General features: G+C 54.3%; 18 protein-coding genes. 10 read left to right on the top strand and 8 right to left on the bottom strand.

Annotated features, from left to right (window positions below):
- Positions 1-6 precede the first annotated feature (6 nt).
- Positions 7-1,074: a chemotaxis-specific protein-glutamate methyltransferase CheB gene (gene cheB / locus AC52W5_RS13065; RefSeq protein ID WP_074973998.1), complete on the top strand. Its 1,068-nt coding sequence runs from the start codon at positions 7-9 to the stop codon at positions 1,072-1,074.
- On the top strand, positions 1,064-4,006 hold the full coding sequence (locus tag AC52W5_RS13060; protein ID WP_495671302.1) for an EAL domain-containing protein: 2,943 nt from the start codon (positions 1,064-1,066) through the stop codon (positions 4,004-4,006). The genes cheB and AC52W5_RS13060 overlap by 11 nt, the downstream gene beginning before the upstream one ends.
- A gap of 264 nt (positions 4,007-4,270) precedes the next feature.
- On the opposite strand, the gene AC52W5_RS13055 is transcribed toward AC52W5_RS13060, so the two are convergent.
- Complete coding sequence (locus tag AC52W5_RS13055) at positions 4,271-5,011, bottom strand: pteridine reductase (protein ID WP_074974106.1); 741 nt, start codon at positions 5,009-5,011, stop codon at positions 4,271-4,273.
- A gap of 151 nt (positions 5,012-5,162) precedes the next feature.
- Between AC52W5_RS13055 and AC52W5_RS13050 the strand changes: the two genes are divergently transcribed.
- The 3 genes from AC52W5_RS13050 to AC52W5_RS13040 all read left to right on the top strand — a co-directional run bounded on the left by AC52W5_RS13050 (position 5,163) and on the right by AC52W5_RS13040 (position 8,572).
- Entirely contained in the window at positions 5,163-6,359 is a 1,197-nt protein-coding gene (locus AC52W5_RS13050) for a class I SAM-dependent methyltransferase (RefSeq protein ID WP_495671301.1), read from the top strand.
- Between the two features lie 114 nt (positions 6,360-6,473).
- Complete coding sequence (locus AC52W5_RS13045; RefSeq protein ID WP_495671300.1) at positions 6,474-6,917, top strand: CBS domain-containing protein; 444 nt, start codon at positions 6,474-6,476, stop codon at positions 6,915-6,917.
- A 278-nt stretch (positions 6,918-7,195) separates the two neighbouring features.
- Complete coding sequence (locus AC52W5_RS13040; protein WP_495671299.1) at positions 7,196-8,572, top strand: (Fe-S)-binding protein; 1,377 nt, start codon at positions 7,196-7,198, stop codon at positions 8,570-8,572.
- Between the two features lie 149 nt (positions 8,573-8,721).
- Here AC52W5_RS13040 and AC52W5_RS13035 read toward each other — a convergent pair whose 3' ends face one another.
- Positions 8,722-9,642 carry a pyridoxal-phosphate dependent enzyme gene (locus tag AC52W5_RS13035; RefSeq protein ID WP_495671298.1) on the bottom strand — a complete coding sequence of 307 codons (921 nt, stop codon included), beginning with the start codon at positions 9,640-9,642 and terminating at the stop codon, positions 8,722-8,724.
- Between the two features lie 255 nt (positions 9,643-9,897).
- On the opposite strand from AC52W5_RS13035, the gene coq7 reads away from it, so the two are divergent.
- The gene (gene coq7 / locus AC52W5_RS13030) at positions 9,898-10,524 is read left to right on the top strand and encodes a 2-polyprenyl-3-methyl-6-methoxy-1,4-benzoquinone monooxygenase (RefSeq protein ID WP_495671297.1); all 627 of its coding nucleotides are present in this window, start codon (positions 9,898-9,900) and stop codon (positions 10,522-10,524) included.
- Between the two features lie 42 nt (positions 10,525-10,566).
- Here coq7 and AC52W5_RS13025 read toward each other — a convergent pair whose 3' ends face one another.
- The 6 genes from AC52W5_RS13025 to AC52W5_RS13000 all read right to left on the bottom strand — a co-directional run bounded on the left by AC52W5_RS13025 (position 10,567) and on the right by AC52W5_RS13000 (position 16,332).
- Positions 10,567-10,983 (bottom strand): OsmC family protein, encoded by a 417-nt coding sequence (locus tag AC52W5_RS13025; protein WP_107761021.1) that lies wholly within the window; start codon positions 10,981-10,983, stop codon positions 10,567-10,569.
- A gap of 67 nt (positions 10,984-11,050) precedes the next feature.
- Positions 11,051-11,806, bottom strand: a complete 756-nt coding sequence (locus AC52W5_RS13020) for a YdcF family protein (protein ID WP_112891355.1) — start codon at positions 11,804-11,806, stop codon at positions 11,051-11,053.
- Positions 11,807-11,873: 67 nt separating this feature from the next.
- Positions 11,874-12,182: a c-type cytochrome gene (locus tag AC52W5_RS13015; RefSeq protein ID WP_107761019.1), complete on the bottom strand. Its 309-nt coding sequence runs from the start codon at positions 12,180-12,182 to the stop codon at positions 11,874-11,876.
- 21 nt (positions 12,183-12,203) lie between these two features.
- On the bottom strand, positions 12,204-14,306 hold the full coding sequence (locus tag AC52W5_RS13010; RefSeq protein WP_495671296.1) for a thioredoxin domain-containing protein: 2,103 nt from the start codon (positions 14,304-14,306) through the stop codon (positions 12,204-12,206).
- Positions 14,307-14,330: 24 nt separating this feature from the next.
- Positions 14,331-16,004: a dihydroxy-acid dehydratase gene (gene ilvD / locus AC52W5_RS13005; RefSeq protein WP_495671295.1), complete on the bottom strand. Its 1,674-nt coding sequence runs from the start codon at positions 16,002-16,004 to the stop codon at positions 14,331-14,333.
- A 190-nt stretch (positions 16,005-16,194) separates the two neighbouring features.
- Positions 16,195-16,332, bottom strand: coding sequence for a hypothetical protein (locus tag AC52W5_RS13000; protein ID WP_495671294.1), 138 nt, complete (start codon positions 16,330-16,332; stop codon positions 16,195-16,197).
- On the opposite strand from AC52W5_RS13000, the gene lgt reads away from it, so the two are divergent.
- The 4 genes from lgt to AC52W5_RS12980 all read left to right on the top strand — a co-directional run bounded on the left by lgt (position 16,321) and on the right by AC52W5_RS12980 (position 18,970).
- Complete coding sequence (gene lgt, locus AC52W5_RS12995) at positions 16,321-17,184, top strand: prolipoprotein diacylglyceryl transferase (protein ID WP_495671293.1); 864 nt, start codon at positions 16,321-16,323, stop codon at positions 17,182-17,184. The genes AC52W5_RS13000 and lgt overlap by 12 nt on opposite strands.
- Positions 17,185-17,207: 23 nt before the next feature.
- Positions 17,208-17,807: a class I SAM-dependent methyltransferase gene (locus AC52W5_RS12990; protein ID WP_074974028.1), complete on the top strand. Its 600-nt coding sequence runs from the start codon at positions 17,208-17,210 to the stop codon at positions 17,805-17,807.
- Positions 17,808-17,884: 77 nt separating this feature from the next.
- Positions 17,885-18,577 (top strand): START domain-containing protein, encoded by a 693-nt coding sequence (locus tag AC52W5_RS12985; RefSeq protein ID WP_495671292.1) that lies wholly within the window; start codon positions 17,885-17,887, stop codon positions 18,575-18,577.
- Between the two features lie 60 nt (positions 18,578-18,637).
- A complete protein-coding gene (locus AC52W5_RS12980) occupies positions 18,638-18,970 on the top strand; it encodes a YnfA family protein (protein ID WP_495671291.1) in 333 nt (110 codons plus the stop codon).
- The last annotated feature ends 38 nt before the right edge of the window (positions 18,971-19,008 follow it).

Genomic DNA, 19,008 nt, shown 5'->3' with positions numbered 1-19,008 from the left:
CCTCCCATGATAAACGTCCTGGTAGTGGAAGATTCACCAGTAGTGCGAGAGTTCCTCATTTACATACTCAGTTCCGATCCTGATATCACTGTTATTGCGACCGCCGGCGACGGAGAAGAAGCAATCGATGCCTTGCGCAACCATCGGCCCGACGTAATCACGATGGATATTCACATGCCGAAGCTGAATGGAGTGGCGGCCACACAGCTGATCATGGAGACACAGCCGACTCCCATTGTCATCGTGAGCGGCAGTACGGATCCGGCAGAGGTTGGGATCACATTTGATGCGATCGATGCAGGAGCATTGGCAGTGCTCCCGCGGCCGGCAGGCATCGGTCATCCGGATCACGAGGCGACAGCTCGGAAGATGATAGAGGTCGTAAAACTGATGTCAGAAGTAAAGGTAGTTCGTCGCTGGGCGCGCATGCGAGGAGCTTCTCCGGCCTCCCTTTCTGTACGTGCCCCCCTGCTTAACCTTGTGGCGCAAACAAGAATTGTCGTTGTAGGTGCTTCAACGGGCGGCCCGCCTGCACTCGAGGCGATTCTTTCGTCACTCCCAAAGCATTTTCCTGTGCCTATTCTAATCGTTCAGCATATGACTGCGGGATTCATGGAAGGATTTGTCCAATGGTTAAAGAACTCGTCCAATCTCCCCGTTCATATTGCAAGGCAGGGTGAGTTGCCCCTGCCAGGGCATGTTTATATGGCACCCGATGAATACCAGATGAAGGTGGAGAACCGAGGGGAGATCGTTTTGACCAAGGACGAGCCAGAGTATGGATCAAGACCCTCAATTTCATATCTTTTTAGGTCGGTTGCCAGAGTCTACGGTCACGATGCCGTTGCTGGCCTATTGACGGGGATGGGCCGTGATGGTGCCGACGAATTACGCCTTCTGAAGGAGAAAGGCGCGATTACTTTCGCACAAGACAAGGAAAGTTCGGTCGTTCACGGTATGGCGGGCGAGGCGATCAGGTTAGGTGCGGCGACCATGGTCTTGCCTCTGGAAAAGATTGCCGCAGCGCTAACGAATATGGTGGCAGAACGAGGAGAAACTAAGCTTGGCGCATGATATTTCAATCCACGATGCCCGGAAAGTCGAGATTCTCATCGCGGAGGACAGTCCCACGCAAGCGGAAAAACTGAAGTATCTGCTGGAGGAAAACGGCTACAAAGTTACCACTGCAGGCGATGGCAAGCAGGCCCTCTCGAGGGCGCGGCAGCGCAACCCGACATTGATTATCAGTGATGTGATGATGCCGGAAATGAATGGGTTTGCGCTATGCGGCGAAATCAAGCGGGACGCACAACTCAAGAAGATTCCAGTGATCCTGCTTACCTCGCTGGCGGATGTCAAGGATATCATCCAGGGATTGGAATCAGGGGCCGACAATTTTATCCGCAAGCCCTACGACGACCGGTATCTTCTTGATCGCATCGAGTATCTGCTGATGAGCCATGAGCTGCGCAAGAGTCAGAAGATGCAAATGGGAATGCAGATTTATCTGGGCGGGCAAAAACATTTCATCACCAGTGAGCGGCAGCAGATCGTGGATCTATTGATTTCAGTTTATGAGGATGCGGTTCGCCTCAACGCTGAACTGAATACGCGACAACGTGAGCTGACGCACTCGAATCGCTTGCTCAATGGGCTGTATCGAATGGCGGAAGGCTTGAACCAGGCAGCAACCGAGCGCGAGGTCAGCGAAAAAGCGCTGGAGTACGCCATGATGTTGCCGGGAGTCCAGGCGGGATGGCTTTATTTATGGAATACCGACGGTCTGAGTTTGGCAGGCTCACGAAACGTACCTGCATCAGTAAGTGCTGATGGCTTGGATATATCATGCAATTGCCTGCGCCTTTTGCTCACCGGAGAGCTCGGCAATACTCCTAAAATTTTAAACTGCGAGCGTCTCTTCTCAAGCGGAGGCAAGGGTTCTTGCCACCATATCACCATACCGATGTGGAGTGGCAGCAAGAACCAGGGCGTGATGAATCTCCTGGGCCTGGAACAGGATCAGTTCAGGGAGAATGAGTTGGACACATTCCACGGGATTGGCCAGCAGGTAAGTGTTGCGCTGGAGCGCGCCCGATTGCATGAACATATGGAAAAGTTGGTGGGGGAACGTACTGCGGCGTTAACAGCGGAGATCGCTCAGCGCAAGGAATATGAAGCGAGAGTAGTCCGGCTCAACCGTTTGTATAGCGTGTTAAGTGGTATCAATACAGCCATTGTGCGTGTCCGTGAAATACAGGAGCTTTTCAATGAGGCATGCCGTATTGCAGTCGTTCATGGTGGATTCGCTTTCGCTTGGATCGGAATGCTGGGGGGAAATACGAGAATAATTACACCAGTGGCTAAGATGGGGCAAGGAAATGATGAGCTGCTCCAACTCAACCTATCTCTGATGAGTGCGCCGGAAGGCGCTCCACTGGTAGAGGATTTAATCACACATCTCAAGCCGTTCATTTGCAATGATCTCATTGCCGATAAGCGCATGGAGGGTTTGCATAACGCAGCGCTGGCTCACGATTATCTTTCCATGGCGATCTTGCCCCTGGTTCTCGATGGGCAACTCGTTGGCACTCTGACTCTCTATACTCCCGAGACAGGGTTTTTCGACGAGGAGGAAATTGCTTTGCTAGTAGAAATGGCAGGCGATATTTCGTTTGCAATGGATCACCTGAAAAAAGAGGAGCGCATCAATTATCTGGCTTTCTTCGACGCTGTGACCGAGCTTCCGAACCGGGCATTATTTCTAGACCGGGTTAATCAGCGGATCAAGATGGTTTCTTCCGGTCACGAGATGCTTTCCGTAATTGTCCTGGACATCGAACGGTTCAGCAGTATTAATGAATCGTTCGGCCATGGAGCGGGCGACAGTCTACTCCGCCAACTTGCAAAGCGGCTGAAGCAGCTGCTTTCAGAAGCAGACATTCTGGCTCATCTTTCCGCCGATTATTTTGCTATTGCCAGAAAACATGAAGAGGAAAGCATCGACATCGTCCATATGCTAGAGAAGCTTCTGTTCGAGGTTCAGAACGAGCCCTTTTTAATTAATGGACAGGAACTGTGGGTTTCCGCCAGGGCGGGAGCTTCGTTCTTTCCTAGCGACGGCCTGGATACTGATACGCTCTTGAGAAATGCTGAAACAGCGCTAAAGAAGGCCAAGCATTCTTCCGACAAGCATTTGTTTTATGCTCCCGAATTTCATGCACGGGTTAAAGAAAAACTGAAACTCGAGATCAAGCTGCGTCAGGCGTTGGAGCAGGAACAATTGGTGCTGTACTACCAACCCAAGGTTGATTTGAAGAGTGGGCAAATAAGCGGACTCGAGGCCCTGATGCGCTGGCACGATCCGGAAAGCGCTATGGTACTTTCACCGCTGCACTTCATTCCCTTACTTGAAGAAACAGGAATGATTCTTGACGCGGGGCGATGGGCGCTGAGCAAAGCGATATCGGATGCAAATAAATGGAAAGCCATGAGTTTAAATCCACCGAGAATTGCTATCAATGTTTCTCCCGTTCAGTTACGGCAGAAGGATTTTGTCGATATGGTGGCAAATGTGGTAAGCGACGCGGGAGATCAGGCTGCGTTCCAGCTTGAGATCACGGAAAGTGTAATCATGCACGATATCAAAGCCAATATCGAGAAGCTCAATCTCATCCAGGATATGGGTATCGAGCTTGCGATAGACGATTTCGGTACCGGTTATTCTTCGCTCAGTTATATCGCCAAATTGCCCGTCAATGTCCTGAAAATTGATCGCGCTTTCATCAGCGATATGAATATCAATCCAGACAATCTCACCATTGTTTCCGGAATCATATCTCTGGCACATTCGTTGCATTTGCGTGTCGTTGCCGAGGGGGTGGAAACGATTGAGCAAGCCGAGCTTTTGCGAAGCCTCGAATGTGAGGAGATGCAGGGCTATCTCTTTAGTCCCGCCGTCACAGCGACCAAGATAATAGAGTTTCTACACCAGAAGAAATCTCTTTAAATATAGATGGCATGGAAATGGCCCTTTTGGGTTCTTAAATTGGCTAGTTCATGAATGCTTTGTTCATTGAACGGCTCGTCAACAGCGCTCTCCCTCATTAGGGCGTCATCTAAGCCGATTTATAATATGGGTAATGACCTCGATTAACACTTTAAATGGGCGGGTTTGGAAAGATATGTCCGAAAACCAGGCATTGAAAGCGAGGAAACTGGGCAGATGATTCTTCCTTTAGGGGATTCTGACGCCAGCGATTTTGCAACTTTGCTACAGATTCACACTCCGCCCCCCATCCACCGCAATGATCTGGCCGGTGATGTAAGGCGCATCTGAAATCAGGAAAGCAACGGTCCGGGCAATGTCATCCGGCTCACCCGTTCGTTTCAGCAGTGTCCTCCCAATGATGTGCTGGCGCGAAGCTTCATCTGCCCACACACCCGCTTCCGGCCACAGAATGGGGCCAGGCGAGATGCCATTTACCCGGACTTCGGGCGCAAGCTCCTGCGCCAGCGATCGGGTCAGCGAGGCAAGTCCACCCTTGGCGGCGTTGTATACCACGTAATTTTTGAGTGGCCATTCCGAATGAATGTCAACGATATTGACAATGCAGCCATGCTGTTTTCTTAATTCGGGAGCCGTCGCCTGGGATAGAAACAGGGGGGCTTTCAGGTTGCTTCCCATGAGATCATCCCACATCTCTTCGGTAATTGCCCCGAGAGGGGTGGAGAAAAAGCTGGAGGCGTTATTGACCAACGCATCCAGCTTCCCGAATCGCTCTACGGTTTCAGCTACCAGTTGCGGCAGGCGTGCAGTATCCAGCAGGTCGGCCTGAAACAGGGCGACTGAATTAGACCGTACCTGGTTCAGTTCGGCCTGCAGTGCCTGCGCCTCCTCAATCGAGCTTCTGTAATGCACGGCCAGATTTGCTCCCTGTGCGTGCAGGCGGCGGCAGGTGGCGGCGCCCACGCGCCTTGCTCCTCCTGTGACGAGTATCACTTTCCCTTGCATCGCTATCTCCTCTACACTTGCGGATTGATCGATTTTTCTTTTATTGCTGTCATGAAACTGGTTAGGAAATATCTCTGGATTCCCGCTTTCGCGGGAAAGACGGCACTTCTGTTCGATGGCCGGTTCTATGTCAAAGCGTAGCATAGCGCCAATGCAGCCACAGCCGCCATTCCCTGCACCGAGCGAAGCAGCGCTCGAGCATAGCCGCGCACTGACAGAACTCATTCATGCGGAAATCAGTGCCGCTGGCGGGTGGATTTCATTCGAGTATTACATGAGGCTGGGGTTGTACGCACCGGGCAGGGGTTACTACAGTGGGGGTGCCGTAAAATTCGGCCAGGAAGGCGATTTCGTCACTGCGCCCGAAATTTCCTCGCTGTTTGGCAGGACTGTGGCGCGCCAAGCCAGGCAGATACTTGAGTTGACGGGTGACGACAGCGATATTCTCGAATTTGGCGCCGGGACAGGTAAGTTGGCGCTCGATCTGTTGGTTGAACTCGAAAAACTCGGGTGTCTGCCACAGCAGTATTTCATCCTCGAAGTGAGCGCGGAACTTCAGCAGCGTCAACGGCAGTTGCTTGAGCAGTTCGCGTCGCATCTCGCCTCCCGAGTCCACTGGCTGAAACGTTTGCCGGAGCAGTTCGATGGCCTGATACTGGCCAACGAGGTGCTCGATGCCATGCCGGTGCACCTGGTCGCGTGGCGCGGCGACGCATTATACGAGCGCGGTGTCTCCTCAGCCGGCAATGAGTTTGTCTGGAGTGAACGCCCTCTTGCAGAAGGAGTACTTTTCGAAGCGGCGCGGGAACTGGCGGATCGAATTCGTTCCGGGGGTAATGAAGGTGAATATGTCAGTGAAATCTGCCTTGAGGCGCGGGGTTTCATTGCGAGTCTCGGCAAAATGCTGCAACGAGGGGCGATCCTGCTGATCGATTACGGATTCGGCCGGGATGAGTATTATCATCCTCAGCGCAGGCAGGGAACATTGATGTGTCATTACCGCCACAACGCCCATGACAATCCATTTTACCTGCCAGGTCTGCAGGATATAACCAACCATGTCGATTTCAGCGCCGTTGCCGATTCGGGCACCGAAGCGGGCCTGGAATTGCTGGGTTATACGACACAGGCACACTTTCTCATCAATTGCGGAATAACGGAAATTCTGGCGGAGACGCCTGCTGGGAACACAAGGGACTATTTGCCGCTGGCAAACCAGGTGCAGAAACTGGTGAGCCCGGCTGAAATGGGGGAACTATTCAAGGTCATGATCCTAGGCAAAGGGATTCGCAGGAACCATCCACCTCCTGTCGGTTTCACGGGCGGCGACAAGAGCCGCCTGCTATAGAAGATTGGAGTGTGAGGAGCAGCTTCACATCACTCTCGGCTTTAATATGACATGCTATGATTGGATGGGTATGATAAAGAACTTGCATGCTTGAAACTGAGGGGGGAGTGATCCATGACGACCGTAAGGGAATTATTGGAGGGCAAAGGATACGAAGTTGCGAGCATCGAGCCGGATAAATCGGTATATGAGGCCATGCACTTGATGGCGGCGAAAAATATCGGTGCGTTGCTGGTGTTGCACCGGGGAAAACTGTCAGGCATTTTTACCGAGAGAGATTATTCCCGCAAGGCATACAGCCTGGATCGGCTCGCGAAAGATATCCAGGTGAAAGAACTCATGACTGCGCAGGTGGCATATGTGAGCCCGGATTATTCCACCGAGGATTGCATGGCATTGGTGACTAAAACCCGAGTTCGCCACTTGCCCGTGCTGGAGGATGGTAAAGTCATAGGGATCATCTCCATCGGCGACCTGGTCAAGGATGCGATCTCGGGCCGCGAATTTATCATCGACCAGCTCGAGCGTTATATATACGGGACACGCGGCCCGGAATAAGCCATATTGTACTACTCCTTGATATTACCCCCTTGATATTACCCCTCTGCGACTTCGATCCAGGGTCCAGTGACTACTCCGCTTCGATGAAACACTGTTCCTCATTCGATCGACAAGTACGATTTGGAGAGTCCCGTCCTGCTCTCCTGAAAATTTTGCTCTGGTCTGCGCCCTGCCATGAGGGGGGCGTGTGAATGTCAGCACAAATCTTCTTTTCATCCTCCCACGTAAAATTTTTTTGAATTTGAACGGCTCTGACAAAAGCAGGTCTACTGTCCATGAAGCCGGTTGACCTTCCTTCCGATTTTTCTTCGGATCCATTACTGCGATTGCGCCGCGAAATAAGCGACGAAGCCAGCCAGTGCGTCGCGTGCGGCCTCTGTGTGCCGTATTGTCCCAGTTATCGGATCACGTTGTCCGAGGCTGACTCGCCGCGTGGGCGCATTGCATTGATGAGTGGAGTGGCCGCCGGACGCATTCCAATGAATGCACGTTTCGCATTGCACATGGATCGTTGCCTTACCTGCCGCGCCTGCGAAGCTGCCTGTCCCAACCATGTCCGTTTTAGTCAGTTGATAGACGACGCCCGGGAGATGATTTCGTCACCACCGCTTGGGGTCGGGAGGAACAATCCGGGATTCCGGGTATCCCGATTTCGGAAATGGGTAGAGCGTGAACTGATCGCACATCCCTCGCGTATTGATGCATTGCGGCCGCTTCTGCGTTTCTATCAGCGAAGCGGCTTGCAGAAATGGGTGCGCAAATCCGGTTTGCTGGGCAAGACGAAACTCGCCTTGCTGGAAGCCCAGGTTCCGTTTATCGACAAGCCTCGTTCTTCATCATGGTCGCCTGTTTATCCTGCTGTCGGCAAGCCGCGAGGGGAGGTTGGGCTGTTCCTTGGTTGCGTCGCACGCGTGGCGGATGTAACCACATTGGACGCGACCCTGTTCGTACTCAACCAATTGGGTTATACCGTGCATGTGCCCTCCGCCCAGACTTGCTGCGGAGCGCTTCACCGGCACAGGGGCGACGCGGATACGGCGGAGCAACTGGAACGTCAGAACATACAGGCGTTCGCTGGGTTGGATTTGGGTGCGATTATCACTACGGCATCCGGTTGCGGTGCACAGTTGTCCGAATATTCCTCTTTCCCTGATTGGCAGCGCACAACAGGGGCACCAGCGGTAGGCCCGCAAACAGGGAGCGAGACTACCAGGCGATCGCCGCCGAAGTTCCTGGATATCAGTGAATTCCTCGCGGGGACAGAAGGATGGGAAGATGTCAGGCTCCAGCCCTTGCCGTACAAAATCCTGGTACATGAGCCTTGCACCTTGCGCAATGTATTACGCGCATCGGCATACGCCTATAAACTGCTGGAGCGCATCCCGCAAGCGCGAGTAGTACCTCTTGCCGGGAATGATCAATGCTGCGGCGCTGCAGGAACCTATTTCCTGGATCAGCCGGAGATATCGGCGGCACTGCTCGAGGACAAAGTGACGGCCTTGAAAGCAGGGCAGGCATGTTACCTTGCGACATCCAATGTGGGCTGCGCACTGCATATCGCTACCGGCTTGCGACAGGCAGGATTGGGGATCGAAGTCATTCACCCGGTCACGTTAATAGCAAGGCAAATGGGTATGCAATCTCTGAAATAGCTTTCTCGTTCAATCCAGCGAAGCTGGGGGCGTAGGCGTGTTCAGGGCTTAATTTTCCCTGCCCGTGGTAAAGGTCCTGGAAGTGGCTGCCTCTCCTACCGCTGATCATCCAGCATCTCATCTTTTCCAGTTTCCTCATCCGGGATTCCTTATTGCATCACGGCAGACCATTCCTGTAACTGATCAACTGTAGTACTGATACCGCCACACACGATAATCAATATTTTTTTATATCCGGATAAAGCTGGAACCCTTTCATAGACCGTCGCCAGCGCTACGCCGCAGGCGGGCTCAACCACCGCATGATGATCGTGCAGGAATTGCATGCACGCCGAGACGGCGAGCTTGTCCGGTAATACGACGCTCTCAATGCGATGTTTTCTCGAATATTCCAATGCCTGCCTGCAAACCGCACTTGCCCCTAATGTTGTCGCAATGCTCGATATCCTGGGCAACTCCACAAGCGCTCCAGCGCTGAGTGCCTGCGCAAAGGAGTCCGCGCCTTTGGTTTCGACGGCGATTATGGGCACATCCTGCCACTCATTCCGATTCAGTCCCTCTATAACGCCGCACAGAAGGCCGCCTCCGCCGACGGACAGGACGATCACGTCGGGTTTTGGTCCTGTATCGACTACTTCATCAATGATGCTGGCATGACCCGTCCAGATGAGCGGATCATCAAAGGGGTGCAGAAAAGCGTCCTCGGGTTGCACGAGCGATAGTGCAAAAGCATTCGCCTCACTGAGAGATTTCCCCTGGATTACCACTTCTGCTCCCTCTCGCACCATCAGTTCCCTGGCGCGCTTTGAAGCGGTTTCCGGCACGACGATAATCACGGGCACGGACAGATTACGTCCGGCAAAGGCAACCGCAAGGCCCGCATTTCCGCCAGATGATGAAATGAAGCGTCTTGCCCCGCGTCGGAAATATTCTTCACACGCATGCCCGATTCCCCGGGCTTTAAAAGAGCCGGAGGGCTGAGCGATTTCCATTTTCAGCCACACTGAATGTCCGATTCTATCGCTTAAAGGGCGCGATTCGATTAATGGTGTTTGGATATGTAGAGTCATTTATACGATCTTCGGTCGAGCTGAGCCATGAGAATACATCATAAACGGTCTTTCAGACCAAAGCTGAAGACTTTGTTGATTGGAGAATTGGTGGTAGTGAATTTGAAAAAAGCATGGCGAGCGGAACCAGGGGTTGAGAATATCCGAAGTCACTCACCCTGCCACGTTAACAACAGGGCGAATGGGTATACAATTGCAGAAATGGCAGCGTTATCATTCTTACCGTTTTCATTGCTTTCTTTCTCAGAGAATCTTATGCCCAATCTTGACAAACTCATCATTGGTTTCGACCACGCGCTGCGCACCTTGTTGACTCCGGCGCAGACACTGCGGCCAGTGCCCGGAACCCAGTTGCCGGAGGCGGAGCTGGATGATCTGGAGAAAAGCGAATCGGCGGCACTGATGCGTGTCAACCACGTGGGCGAGATCTGCGCGCAAGCCCTTTATCAGGGCCAAGCGCTGACGGCGCGGGATGCCGAGGTCCAGCAGACACTTGCCCAGGCGGCGCGCGAGGAAACCGAGCATCTTGCCTGGACGGAACGGCGCATTAACGAATTGAGCGGACGCAAGAGTCTATTGAATCCATTATGGTATGGCGGTTCATTTGCCATTGGCGCTTTCGCCGGATTGCTGGGCGACAAGTGGAACCTGGGGTTTCTTGCGGAAACCGAACGTCAGGTGTCCGCTCATCTCGGGGGGCACCTGAGCCGTTTGCCCCACGCCGACGAGAAGAGCCGCGCCATTGTGACCCAGATGCAGATCGATGAGGCCGGACACGCCACTACCGCCATGGCGAATGGCGGCGCCGAACTGCCGATGCCGGTGAAACTGGTGATGAAGATGGCGTCATCGGTGATGACCCGGACTGCCTATTGGGTCTAACGAATATAGCAGGTCTAAAGCCAATACTGAGGGGCGAAGGCTTCACGCTTCCACGATTTCAAAATCGTGGGTCAGTTCTGCTGTTTTGGCCAGCATGATCGATGCGGAACAGTATTTTTCAGCGGACAAGCTGATTGCGCGTTCTACCTGTTGCGGATTCAGTTTTTTTCCGGTCACGATGAAATGGAAGTGAATGCGGGTAAACACTTTCGGCTCTCGTTCGGCCCGTTCCGCTTCAATGCGCACCTCACAATCGCAGATATCCTGGCGGCCTTTTTTCAGAATCAGCACAACATCAAAAGCTGCGCAGCCCCCGGTTCCCATCAACAGCATCTCCATCGGGCGGGGTCCACGGTTCCTCCCCCCTGATTCCGGCGGTCCATCCATCAGTACTGTATGACCGCTGCCTGATTCGCCCAGGAAACTTGCTTCGCTCTGCCATTTGACGCGTGCTTTCATGCCGCTCCTTTCCAGAATTCGATTACGCTATTTTAGCGACTTCCTACCATGCCGAGTGTAGTGACCCTCAATCCGGCGCAGGCGTCAGGCGGTACCACAACATGCCAATGACCTCGTGGAAGAACAGGCTGCTTTTGAGGAGCGCACCGGCGTTTGGAATGAATGTAAGCAGATCGGTCTTGTAACGCCGCGTGTATCCTGTGGCAGCAGGAGTAACCTCGAATCCGGCCTGTTCGAATTCGCGCGCCGCTCTCGGCATGTGCCACGCATGGGTGACAAGCGCGATCTGGCGGATACCCTGTTTTTGCAGGATGGCAAAGCTCTTGTAGGCGTTTTCCCGGGTATTGCTCGATGCTTCCTCTACCCACTCGACTGGAACGAGAAACTCCTCTTCCAGCACTGCCTTCATCTGCATGGCTTCGGATGAGCGATTACCGAGAGGGGCGCCTCCTGCGGCCAGCATCGGTTTGCAAGTTGCACGATACATCTTCGCCGCATAGCGAACACGTTCCAGCGTGTATCTGCCGACGGTATGATCGTCATATTCGGGCGCATAATAGTAGGTTCCTCCACCCAGCACGACGATGGCTTGTATGCTGTCGTCAGGCGGGTTCTTTTCCGGGGACGCCTCCAGTACCTGCAACAGGGCGTCCGCGACGATCGGAATGGAAAGAAGGTAAAGCAGAGCAAGTGCGGCAGCTACCAATGTCATACCTGTTCCCTGTCGGCGTTTCAGGAGCAGGATGCCTGCGACGCCCAGTAAAATAAGGTTGAACGGGGGGAGAAGAAATGCGCTTGCGAAGTTGGTTGCAAACCAGTTCATGTACTTTTGGCAGGGGCAAGCAAAATAAAAAAGCCGGCACTTGCCGGCTTTTTTAGCGGACCTGGACTTATTGGGTCAGAATCCACTGTGCCAGAGTCTTGGCATCTGCCTCGTTAACCTTTGCATTTGGCGGCATGGGAACAGGTCCCCAAACTCCCTGGCTTCCTTTCTGGATTTTTCCTGCCAGATAGTCCACGGCTTTCGGGTCAGCCTTATACTTGGCCGCTATATCCTTCAATGCAGGCCCGACCAGTTTTTTGTCCACCATATGACAATTCAGGCAACCGCTGCTTTTCGCCAAATCGGGGCTCGCCTGCGCGGTACCGACAACCAACAAAGCTGATGCCGCAACCATTCCCATCCAGACAGCTTTCATTACACACACTCCTTTTATCCGTTAATTATAGAAAAGGGATCTTATCTTACCTCGAATTTCGCTGATACGCAGCAATTCCTGCAAGTCAGTGATTTCCGGTAAGCACTTAACGCCATGACAGACCCAGGCGTTGACACCGATCCCTGACGGAAGGGGCTTGGCAAGACTCGGCGGCAGCGTTGCTGGCATCCCGCCATCAACCGGCAGCGCAAGCACAAGAGCGATGGGGGCGCGCTGACGCAAGGCGTTTTCCCATCTCACCATCGCGTCCGCTTTTCCCCGCAGTATGACAACGGTGGGAGGTACGAGCCACTGCTCAAGCGCCAGAAGCAGGCTGCAACAGGAGTCGGGATGCCGGATCAGGGCAGGGTAGAAGAGTCGCAGCGCGCGTTCTGCCGCGTGCAGATAACGGAATTCCCCCAGCAGATAACCCATGCGCTGAAGAGTATAGATCGCGACGCCGTTGCCGGATGGTGTAGCATGGTCATAACCAGGCTTGGGACGATGGATCAGATTTTCATGATCATGGCTGGTAAAGAAAAAACCGCCGGCTTCCTTGTCTTCAAACTGGTCCAGAAGAACGTCGGCCAGCGCAATGGCGAAATCGAGATCCACAGGGCGGAACGTTGTCTGCATCAGTTCCAGTAATCCGTCCAGCAGGAAAGCGTAATCGTCGAGATAGGCATTGAGATGTCCATTTCCGTCCTTCCAGGTTGCCAGCAGGCGTCCGTTTTTCCAGAGGGTGGAACGAATGAAATCCACTGCACGGATAGCCGAGCGCACCCAGTCGTCGCGACCGAATATGCGTCCGGCCCGAGTCATGCCCTTGATCATCAGTCCATTCCAGCTGGTCAGGGTTTTCTCATCCCGCCCGGGAAGAACGCGACGCTGGCGCTGTGCAAGCAGCTTCTTGCGCGCTGATTCAAGCCATTGTCGTGCGTTTGCGTAGGGGACGCCGAAGTTTTCAGCTATCTCGGGCAGCGATTGGGTGACTGCCAGATGCCAGTGTCTGTTCCCGAAGTTCGCTCCCTGGGACAGACCATAGTAATCGGCGGCTACGGCATATTCACGACGTGAAAGAATGTGGGACGCCTCACTGCGATCCCATACGTAGAACTTGCCTTCGACGTTTTCCGAGTCGGCATCCAGAGTCGACCAGTAGCCGGCTCCCGTTCTCTTTTCATCCGCTTCATATCCTGGCTGCATTTCGCGCATGACCCAGGTAGCGGTTTCTTCCACAATCTGGGCAAACAGCGGATTTCCGGACGCGATCCAGGCATCCGCATAGAGATGCAGCAGGGGCCCATTGTCATAAAGCATTTTTTCGAAATGCGGAATCTGCCACTGCTTGTCGGTACTGTAACGATAGAACCCACCGCCCACCTGGTCGTAGATGCCGCCTTCCGCCATTTTCTCCAATGTCAGCGTGGCCATGTGCAATGCCTCGCTATTGCCGGCAGTGAAGTAGCGCCGCAAACAGAAATCCAGTTCGGTCAGGTGCAGGAACTTCGGCGCCTCGCCGAAACCACCATTTTCGAAGTCAAACCGGTTCTTCAACTCAGCCAGTGCCTGTTCCAGTGGACGCTCGGAAAATACCGGCGCCTCCGGTGCTTTTGATGGCAGCATATCGGCGAAGGATTTGAGCAGCGATGCACTCTGGCGTTCGATCTCGGGGCGGCGAACGCGGTAAGTTTCCGCCACCCGTGGCAATAAATCGAGGAAACCCGGCAGATCGTGACGCATCGTTTTGGGAAAGTAGGTGCCGCCGAAGAATGGCTTTTGATCGGGCGTCAGAAAAAGCGTGAGAGGCCAGCCGCCGTTGCGCTGTGTCAGCATGTAGAGCGCGGTCTGATAAATCTGATCGATATCCGGGCGTTCCTCGCGATCCACCTTGATATTGATGAAGTACCGGTTCATGACTTCGGCGACTTCCACATCCTCGAAGCATTCGTGCGCCATCACATGGCACCAGTGGCAGGCAGAGTAGCCGACGGATAGCAGGATCGGTCTGTCTTGCGTGCGGGCAAGCGTCAGCGCTTCTTCTCCCCAGGGATACCAGTCGACAGGATTGTCTGCATGTTGCAGCAGGTAGGGGCTGGTTTCACCGGCAAGATGATTGAGCATGGCTTTGTGCTGGGAAAGAACAGGTTAGTCGGTGATCGCTCCCCGGCTGGCACTCGAGACGAGCTTCGAATATTTAGCGAGCACTCCTCGTGTGTAGCGCGGATGGGGCGGTTGCCATTCAGCCCGGCGCCGAGCCAGCTCATCTCCAGGAACGTTGAGCTGCAGCAGCCGTTGCTCGGCGTCTATGGTGATCGAATCGCCTTCCCGCACCAGCGCAATGGCGCCGCCTACAAACGCCTCGGGCGCCACGTGTCCAACCACCATTCCATAGGTGCCCCCGGAGAACCGTCCATCGGTGATCAGGCCCACCGAATCTCCGAGTCCCTCGCCAATGAGCGCAGAAGTGGGAGACAGCATTTCCCGCATGCCCGGACCGCCTTTGGGGCCCTCATAGCGTATCACCACCACGTCACCAGGCTGGATCTCGCGCGCAAGGATCGCTGCCATGCAGGCTTCTTCCGAGTCGAATACCCGTGCCGGTCCGGTAATTTTTGGTGTTTTCACCCCGGTGATTTTCGCTACGCACCCTTCTGTGGCGAGATTACCCTTGAGTATGGCGAGGTGGCCCTGGGCGTACAACGGGTTGTCCCACTGGCGGATGACATCCTGATCCTTGCGAGGCTCTGACGGCACATCCTTCAATATCTCGGCAATGGTCTGCCCGCTGATGGTGATGCAGTCGCCATGCAGCAGGCCGTGATCGAGCAGCATTTTCATTACCTGGGGAATGCCCCCTGCCTTGTGCAGGTCGGTGGCTACGTATCGTCCCGAGGGTTTGAGATCGCACAGTACCGGCACTTTGCCTCGCATGCGTTCAAAATCATCGATCGTGAGGGTCACTTCGGCGGCATGGGCAATGGCGAGGAAATGCAAAACAGCATTGGTGGAACCCCCTACGGCCATGATCACCGCGATCGCGTTTTCAACGGACTTGCGGGTAATGATGTCGCGCGGACGAATCTGTTTCCTGATGGCATCCACGAGCACTTCCGCTGAATGTGCCGCGCTGGTGCGCTTCTCGCCATCCTCCGCAGCCATCGTGGAAGAATAGGGGAGGCTCATGCCCATCGCTTCGAAAGCGGACGACATCGTATTGGCCGTGTACATGCCTCCACAGGAGCCCGCTCCGGGACAGGCGTGGCGCTCCACTTCGAGCAGTTCTTTCGCGTCTATCTTATGGGAGGTGTACTGTCCGACCGCTTCGAAAGCACTGACAATGGTGAGATCCTTTCCTTTATAACGACCCGGTTTGATCGTTCCGCCATAGACAAAAATTGCGGGAACATTCATGCGCGCCATAGCCATCATTGCGCCCGGCATGTTCTTGTCACAGCCCCCGATGGCGATCACGCCGTCCATGCTTTCGGCCTGCACCGCCGTTTCAATCGAATCGGCAATGACTTCGCGGGATACCAGTGAATACTTCATGCCTTCCGTTCCCATGGAGATACCATCGGAAACGGTGATGGTACCGAACATCTGGGGCATTGCGCCCGCCTGTTGCAATGCATGCTCGGCATCCAGCGCCAGTTCGTTCAATCCCTTGTTGCAGGGTGTGATGGTGGAAAAGCCATTGGCCACGCCGACGATGGGTTTGTCGAAATCGTTGTCGCCGAAACCTACAGCCCGCAGCATCGCGCGGTTGGGGGTACGTTCTGCCCCCTGAGTGATTGCCCGGCTGCGCTGGTTATCTGACATGAATTACTCCTTGAATTGAAAAAACGGGAATGCAGGCAAATTCCGGCGAATTCCGGTAGTCAGGGGAAAAGGCGATCGAGGCACCTGCGAAGCTGCGAGGAAAGAAAAAGCAGTTCAAAGTCGCTCTTTTCCGCGTTCTCCGCGGTGAATAATCGTTGCCGTATGTATAATGAGGGGAAAACGAGACTCGTCATTTCATTCCTGCCCAACTCTCCGCCAGGAAGGGCTTCTGCTTTCCCTGCCGATTTTCGCCGGTATGATGTTTTAATGCTGCGCTCGATAAACAAGCTATTTTACCTGAAAAAAATGCAAGCTCATGCTCGTTCATCCCCAGATTGATCCCATTGCCGTTCAACTCGGACCGCTCGCGGTTCGATGGTACGGGCTCATGTATCTCATCGGATTCGCTTGCTTCATTCTGCTGGGGCGCTACCGCATTAAACGAAATCCAGAGGGTGCGTTTACTATCAGCATGCTGGACGATATGCTGTTTTACGGTGTACTCGGCGTGATCGTGGGCGGCCGCCTGGGTCACATATTTTTTTATCAGTTCGGCTATTATCTGGAGCATCCTCTGGAAATCTTTGCCGTCTGGCAAGGCGGGATGTCATTTCATGGCGGTTTTCTCGGGGTGATAGCCGCCATGGCCCTGTTGGCCCGCAAATATCACCTGGGTTGGCTCGCCGTGACGGATTTCATCGCTCCATTGGTGCCGCTGGGGCTGGGGGCGGGGCGCATCGGCAATTTTATCAATGCCGAGTTATGGGGGCGGCCCACCGATGTGCCTTGGGGCATGATTTTTCCGTATGTCGACAATGTTCCGCGTCATCCTTCCCAACTGTACGAGTTCGCTCTGGAAGGGTTAGTGTTTTTTACATTGATGTGGATTTATTCCGCGAGGCCGAGACCGGTTGGAGCGGTTTCCGGAGTATTTCTGATCGGTTATGGTGTATTCCGCTCGTTTGCGGAGTTTTTCCGCGAGCCGGACGAAGGTTTCATGGGCATGATGACGCTGGGTATCAGCATGGGGCAGTGGCTGTCGTTACCCATGATCCTCGCCGGGGTAATCATGCTGGTCTGGGCTTATCGTACCCAGGCCCCTGTGTCCCCCCGGGGGAAAGCCGGCAAAGCTGGCAAAACCACCAAAGCCGCAATCGCGGGCAAGCGCGGCAGCAAATAGAAATAGACAATTAGACAATTTGTATGTCTTTGCGCCGTTCCTACAGTCTGATCGCTCCGCTTTACGATGCCTTGCTCGCCGGGGCGGGTACGGGACTGCGGGCGGCCAGTCTTGAGCAATTGCCACGGCAGGAGAACCTCGACATTCTCATCAGCGGCATCGGTACCGGGCTCGACCTTCCGCATGTTCCAGCGTGTCATCATTATGTAGGACTGGACCTTACCGCGGCCATGCTGAAGCGGGCAAGACCCAGGATAGGAAAGCTGCATGTAGACCTCGTCCAGGGGGACAGCATGTCCCTGCCGTTTGTGGATGCCTGCTTCGATCACGTGGTGCTGCACCTCATTCTGGCGATCGTACCGGATGCCCGCGCCTGTCTGAAAGAAACAGCACGGGTACTGAAACCGGGCGGCAGCGTGCTGATACTCGATAAATTTCTGAAGCCAGGGGAAAACGCAGTGCTCCGACGGGTGGTGAACCTGCTGTCCCAGCATATCGTGACGCGTCTGGATGTGGTTTTCGAAGAGGTGCTTGCAAGTGCTCCGCAACTGAAAGTGGAGTCAGACCAGCCGCTTCTGGCAGGAGGCTGGTTCCGGAGCATTCGACTCGTTAAAGCCGGTTAGGACGTGACCGGGATATGCGATAGGGGTAGAATTTCTACGGGAGGCAAAATCGTAATCCCATCTTCAGCCGGAATGCCATGCGCCCTATTGCCGCTTTCACCGTCATCCTTGCCGTCATTGCTGTGGTCGCAAGCGAAGCGGCCGGCCTGGTGGCGGGCCAGGTAGAGAGGACAGGCAGGGTGAACAGCCCGGGACCGGATTGGACAGAGGCCTATCACAAAAACGGTCTTGTCATTTTTACGAAGGACATAACGGAGGGGCGCCGGGTAATCGCGGTTTCCGAAGTGGAAGCTCCGCCCGAAGCTGTTTTCAATGTTCTCGTTGACTTCGAACATTACCGGGAATTCATGCCGTACGTGAAAGAATCGGAAGTGCTCAGCCGTATCGGCGATAACGAGATGGTCACCTATGCGCGCATCGCGCCGCCGTTTATCAGCGAGCGCGACTATCCCCTCAAGGTCCGGCTGACGCGCAGATCGGCGGCGGGTGATGGCATACCCAAGGACAGCGCCTTCAAGGTCGAGTGGATTGCGCTGCCCGAAGCGAAGCCCGAGGTCGAAGGCGTGGTGCGCATCAAGCTCAACGAGGGTTCCTGGCTGGTGGAGCCCGTGGATGATGGCAGGCACACGCGTCTCACTTATACATTGCTTACCGATCCAGGAGGACTGATTCCGGATTTTGTATTCAACCTTTCGAACACCGTCGCGATACCTGAACTCTTCGATGCAGTAAGGAAGCGTTCCACCGAAGCAGCTTCTGGATGGAAGTAATCAGGCGAGGCACGCTATCCGCCTGTCCCCGTGGATTTTTCAGGGCAATAGATTAACCCTATGTTTGAGCTGAAGACCTTGTTTCTCTTCCTGGCTACAGCGCTTGCCGAGATCGTGGGTTGCTACCTGCCCTACCTCTGGCTTAAACAGGATGGGAGCACCTGGCTTCTTGTTCCTGCTGCTGCAAGCCTTGCAATGTTTGCATGGCTTCTCACGCTTCATCCGACGGACGCTGGTCGTACATACGCGGCTTATGGAGGCGTTTACGTTTTCGTAGCAGTACTTTGGCTGTGGGCTATTGATGGGGTCAGACCGACTGCCTGGGACATGGCAGGTTCTCTTCTGGCGCTGGCAGGTATGGCAATCATCATGTTCGGCCCAAGACATGCATAATTTACATAAGCCCAGGAGCAATTTGCAATTTTTCAACA

The sequence above is a fragment of the Nitrosospira sp. CT genome (assembly GCF_059489795.1).
The sequence above is the reverse complement of the archived record's forward strand: the minus strand, read 5'-3'. Positions and strand labels throughout refer to the sequence as shown.

Bases quoted from the DNA above. Each gene is read 5' to 3' on its own strand.
- cheB (WP_074973998.1), top strand. From the start codon at position 7: ATGATAAACGTCCTGGTAGTGGAAGATTCACCAGTAGTGCGAGAGTTC.
- AC52W5_RS13055 (WP_074974106.1), bottom strand. From the start codon at position 5,011: ATGCAAGGGAAAGTGATACTCGTCACAGGAGGAGCAAGGCGCGTGGGC.
- AC52W5_RS13050 (WP_495671301.1), top strand. From the start codon at position 5,163: ATGCAGCCACAGCCGCCATTCCCTGCACCGAGCGAAGCAGCGCTCGAG.
- AC52W5_RS13045 (WP_495671300.1), top strand. From the start codon at position 6,474: ATGACGACCGTAAGGGAATTATTGGAGGGCAAAGGATACGAAGTTGCG.
- AC52W5_RS13040 (WP_495671299.1), top strand. From the start codon at position 7,196: ATGAAGCCGGTTGACCTTCCTTCCGATTTTTCTTCGGATCCATTACTG.
- AC52W5_RS13035 (WP_495671298.1), bottom strand. From the start codon at position 9,642: ATGACTCTACATATCCAAACACCATTAATCGAATCGCGCCCTTTAAGC.
- coq7 (WP_495671297.1), top strand. From the start codon at position 9,898: ATGCCCAATCTTGACAAACTCATCATTGGTTTCGACCACGCGCTGCGC.
- AC52W5_RS13025 (WP_107761021.1), bottom strand. From the start codon at position 10,983: ATGAAAGCACGCGTCAAATGGCAGAGCGAAGCAAGTTTCCTGGGCGAA.
- AC52W5_RS13020 (WP_112891355.1), bottom strand. From the start codon at position 11,806: ATGAACTGGTTTGCAACCAACTTCGCAAGCGCATTTCTTCTCCCCCCG.
- AC52W5_RS13015 (WP_107761019.1), bottom strand. From the start codon at position 12,182: ATGAAAGCTGTCTGGATGGGAATGGTTGCGGCATCAGCTTTGTTGGTT.
- AC52W5_RS13010 (WP_495671296.1), bottom strand. From the start codon at position 14,306: ATGCTCAATCATCTTGCCGGTGAAACCAGCCCCTACCTGCTGCAACAT.
- ilvD (WP_495671295.1), bottom strand. From the start codon at position 16,004: ATGTCAGATAACCAGCGCAGCCGGGCAATCACTCAGGGGGCAGAACGT.
- lgt (WP_495671293.1), top strand. From the start codon at position 16,321: ATGCTCGTTCATCCCCAGATTGATCCCATTGCCGTTCAACTCGGACCG.
- AC52W5_RS13000 (WP_495671294.1), bottom strand. From the start codon at position 16,332: ATGAACGAGCATGAGCTTGCATTTTTTTCAGGTAAAATAGCTTGTTTA.
- AC52W5_RS12990 (WP_074974028.1), top strand. From the start codon at position 17,208: ATGTCTTTGCGCCGTTCCTACAGTCTGATCGCTCCGCTTTACGATGCC.
- AC52W5_RS12985 (WP_495671292.1), top strand. From the start codon at position 17,885: ATGCGCCCTATTGCCGCTTTCACCGTCATCCTTGCCGTCATTGCTGTG.
- AC52W5_RS12980 (WP_495671291.1), top strand. From the start codon at position 18,638: ATGTTTGAGCTGAAGACCTTGTTTCTCTTCCTGGCTACAGCGCTTGCC.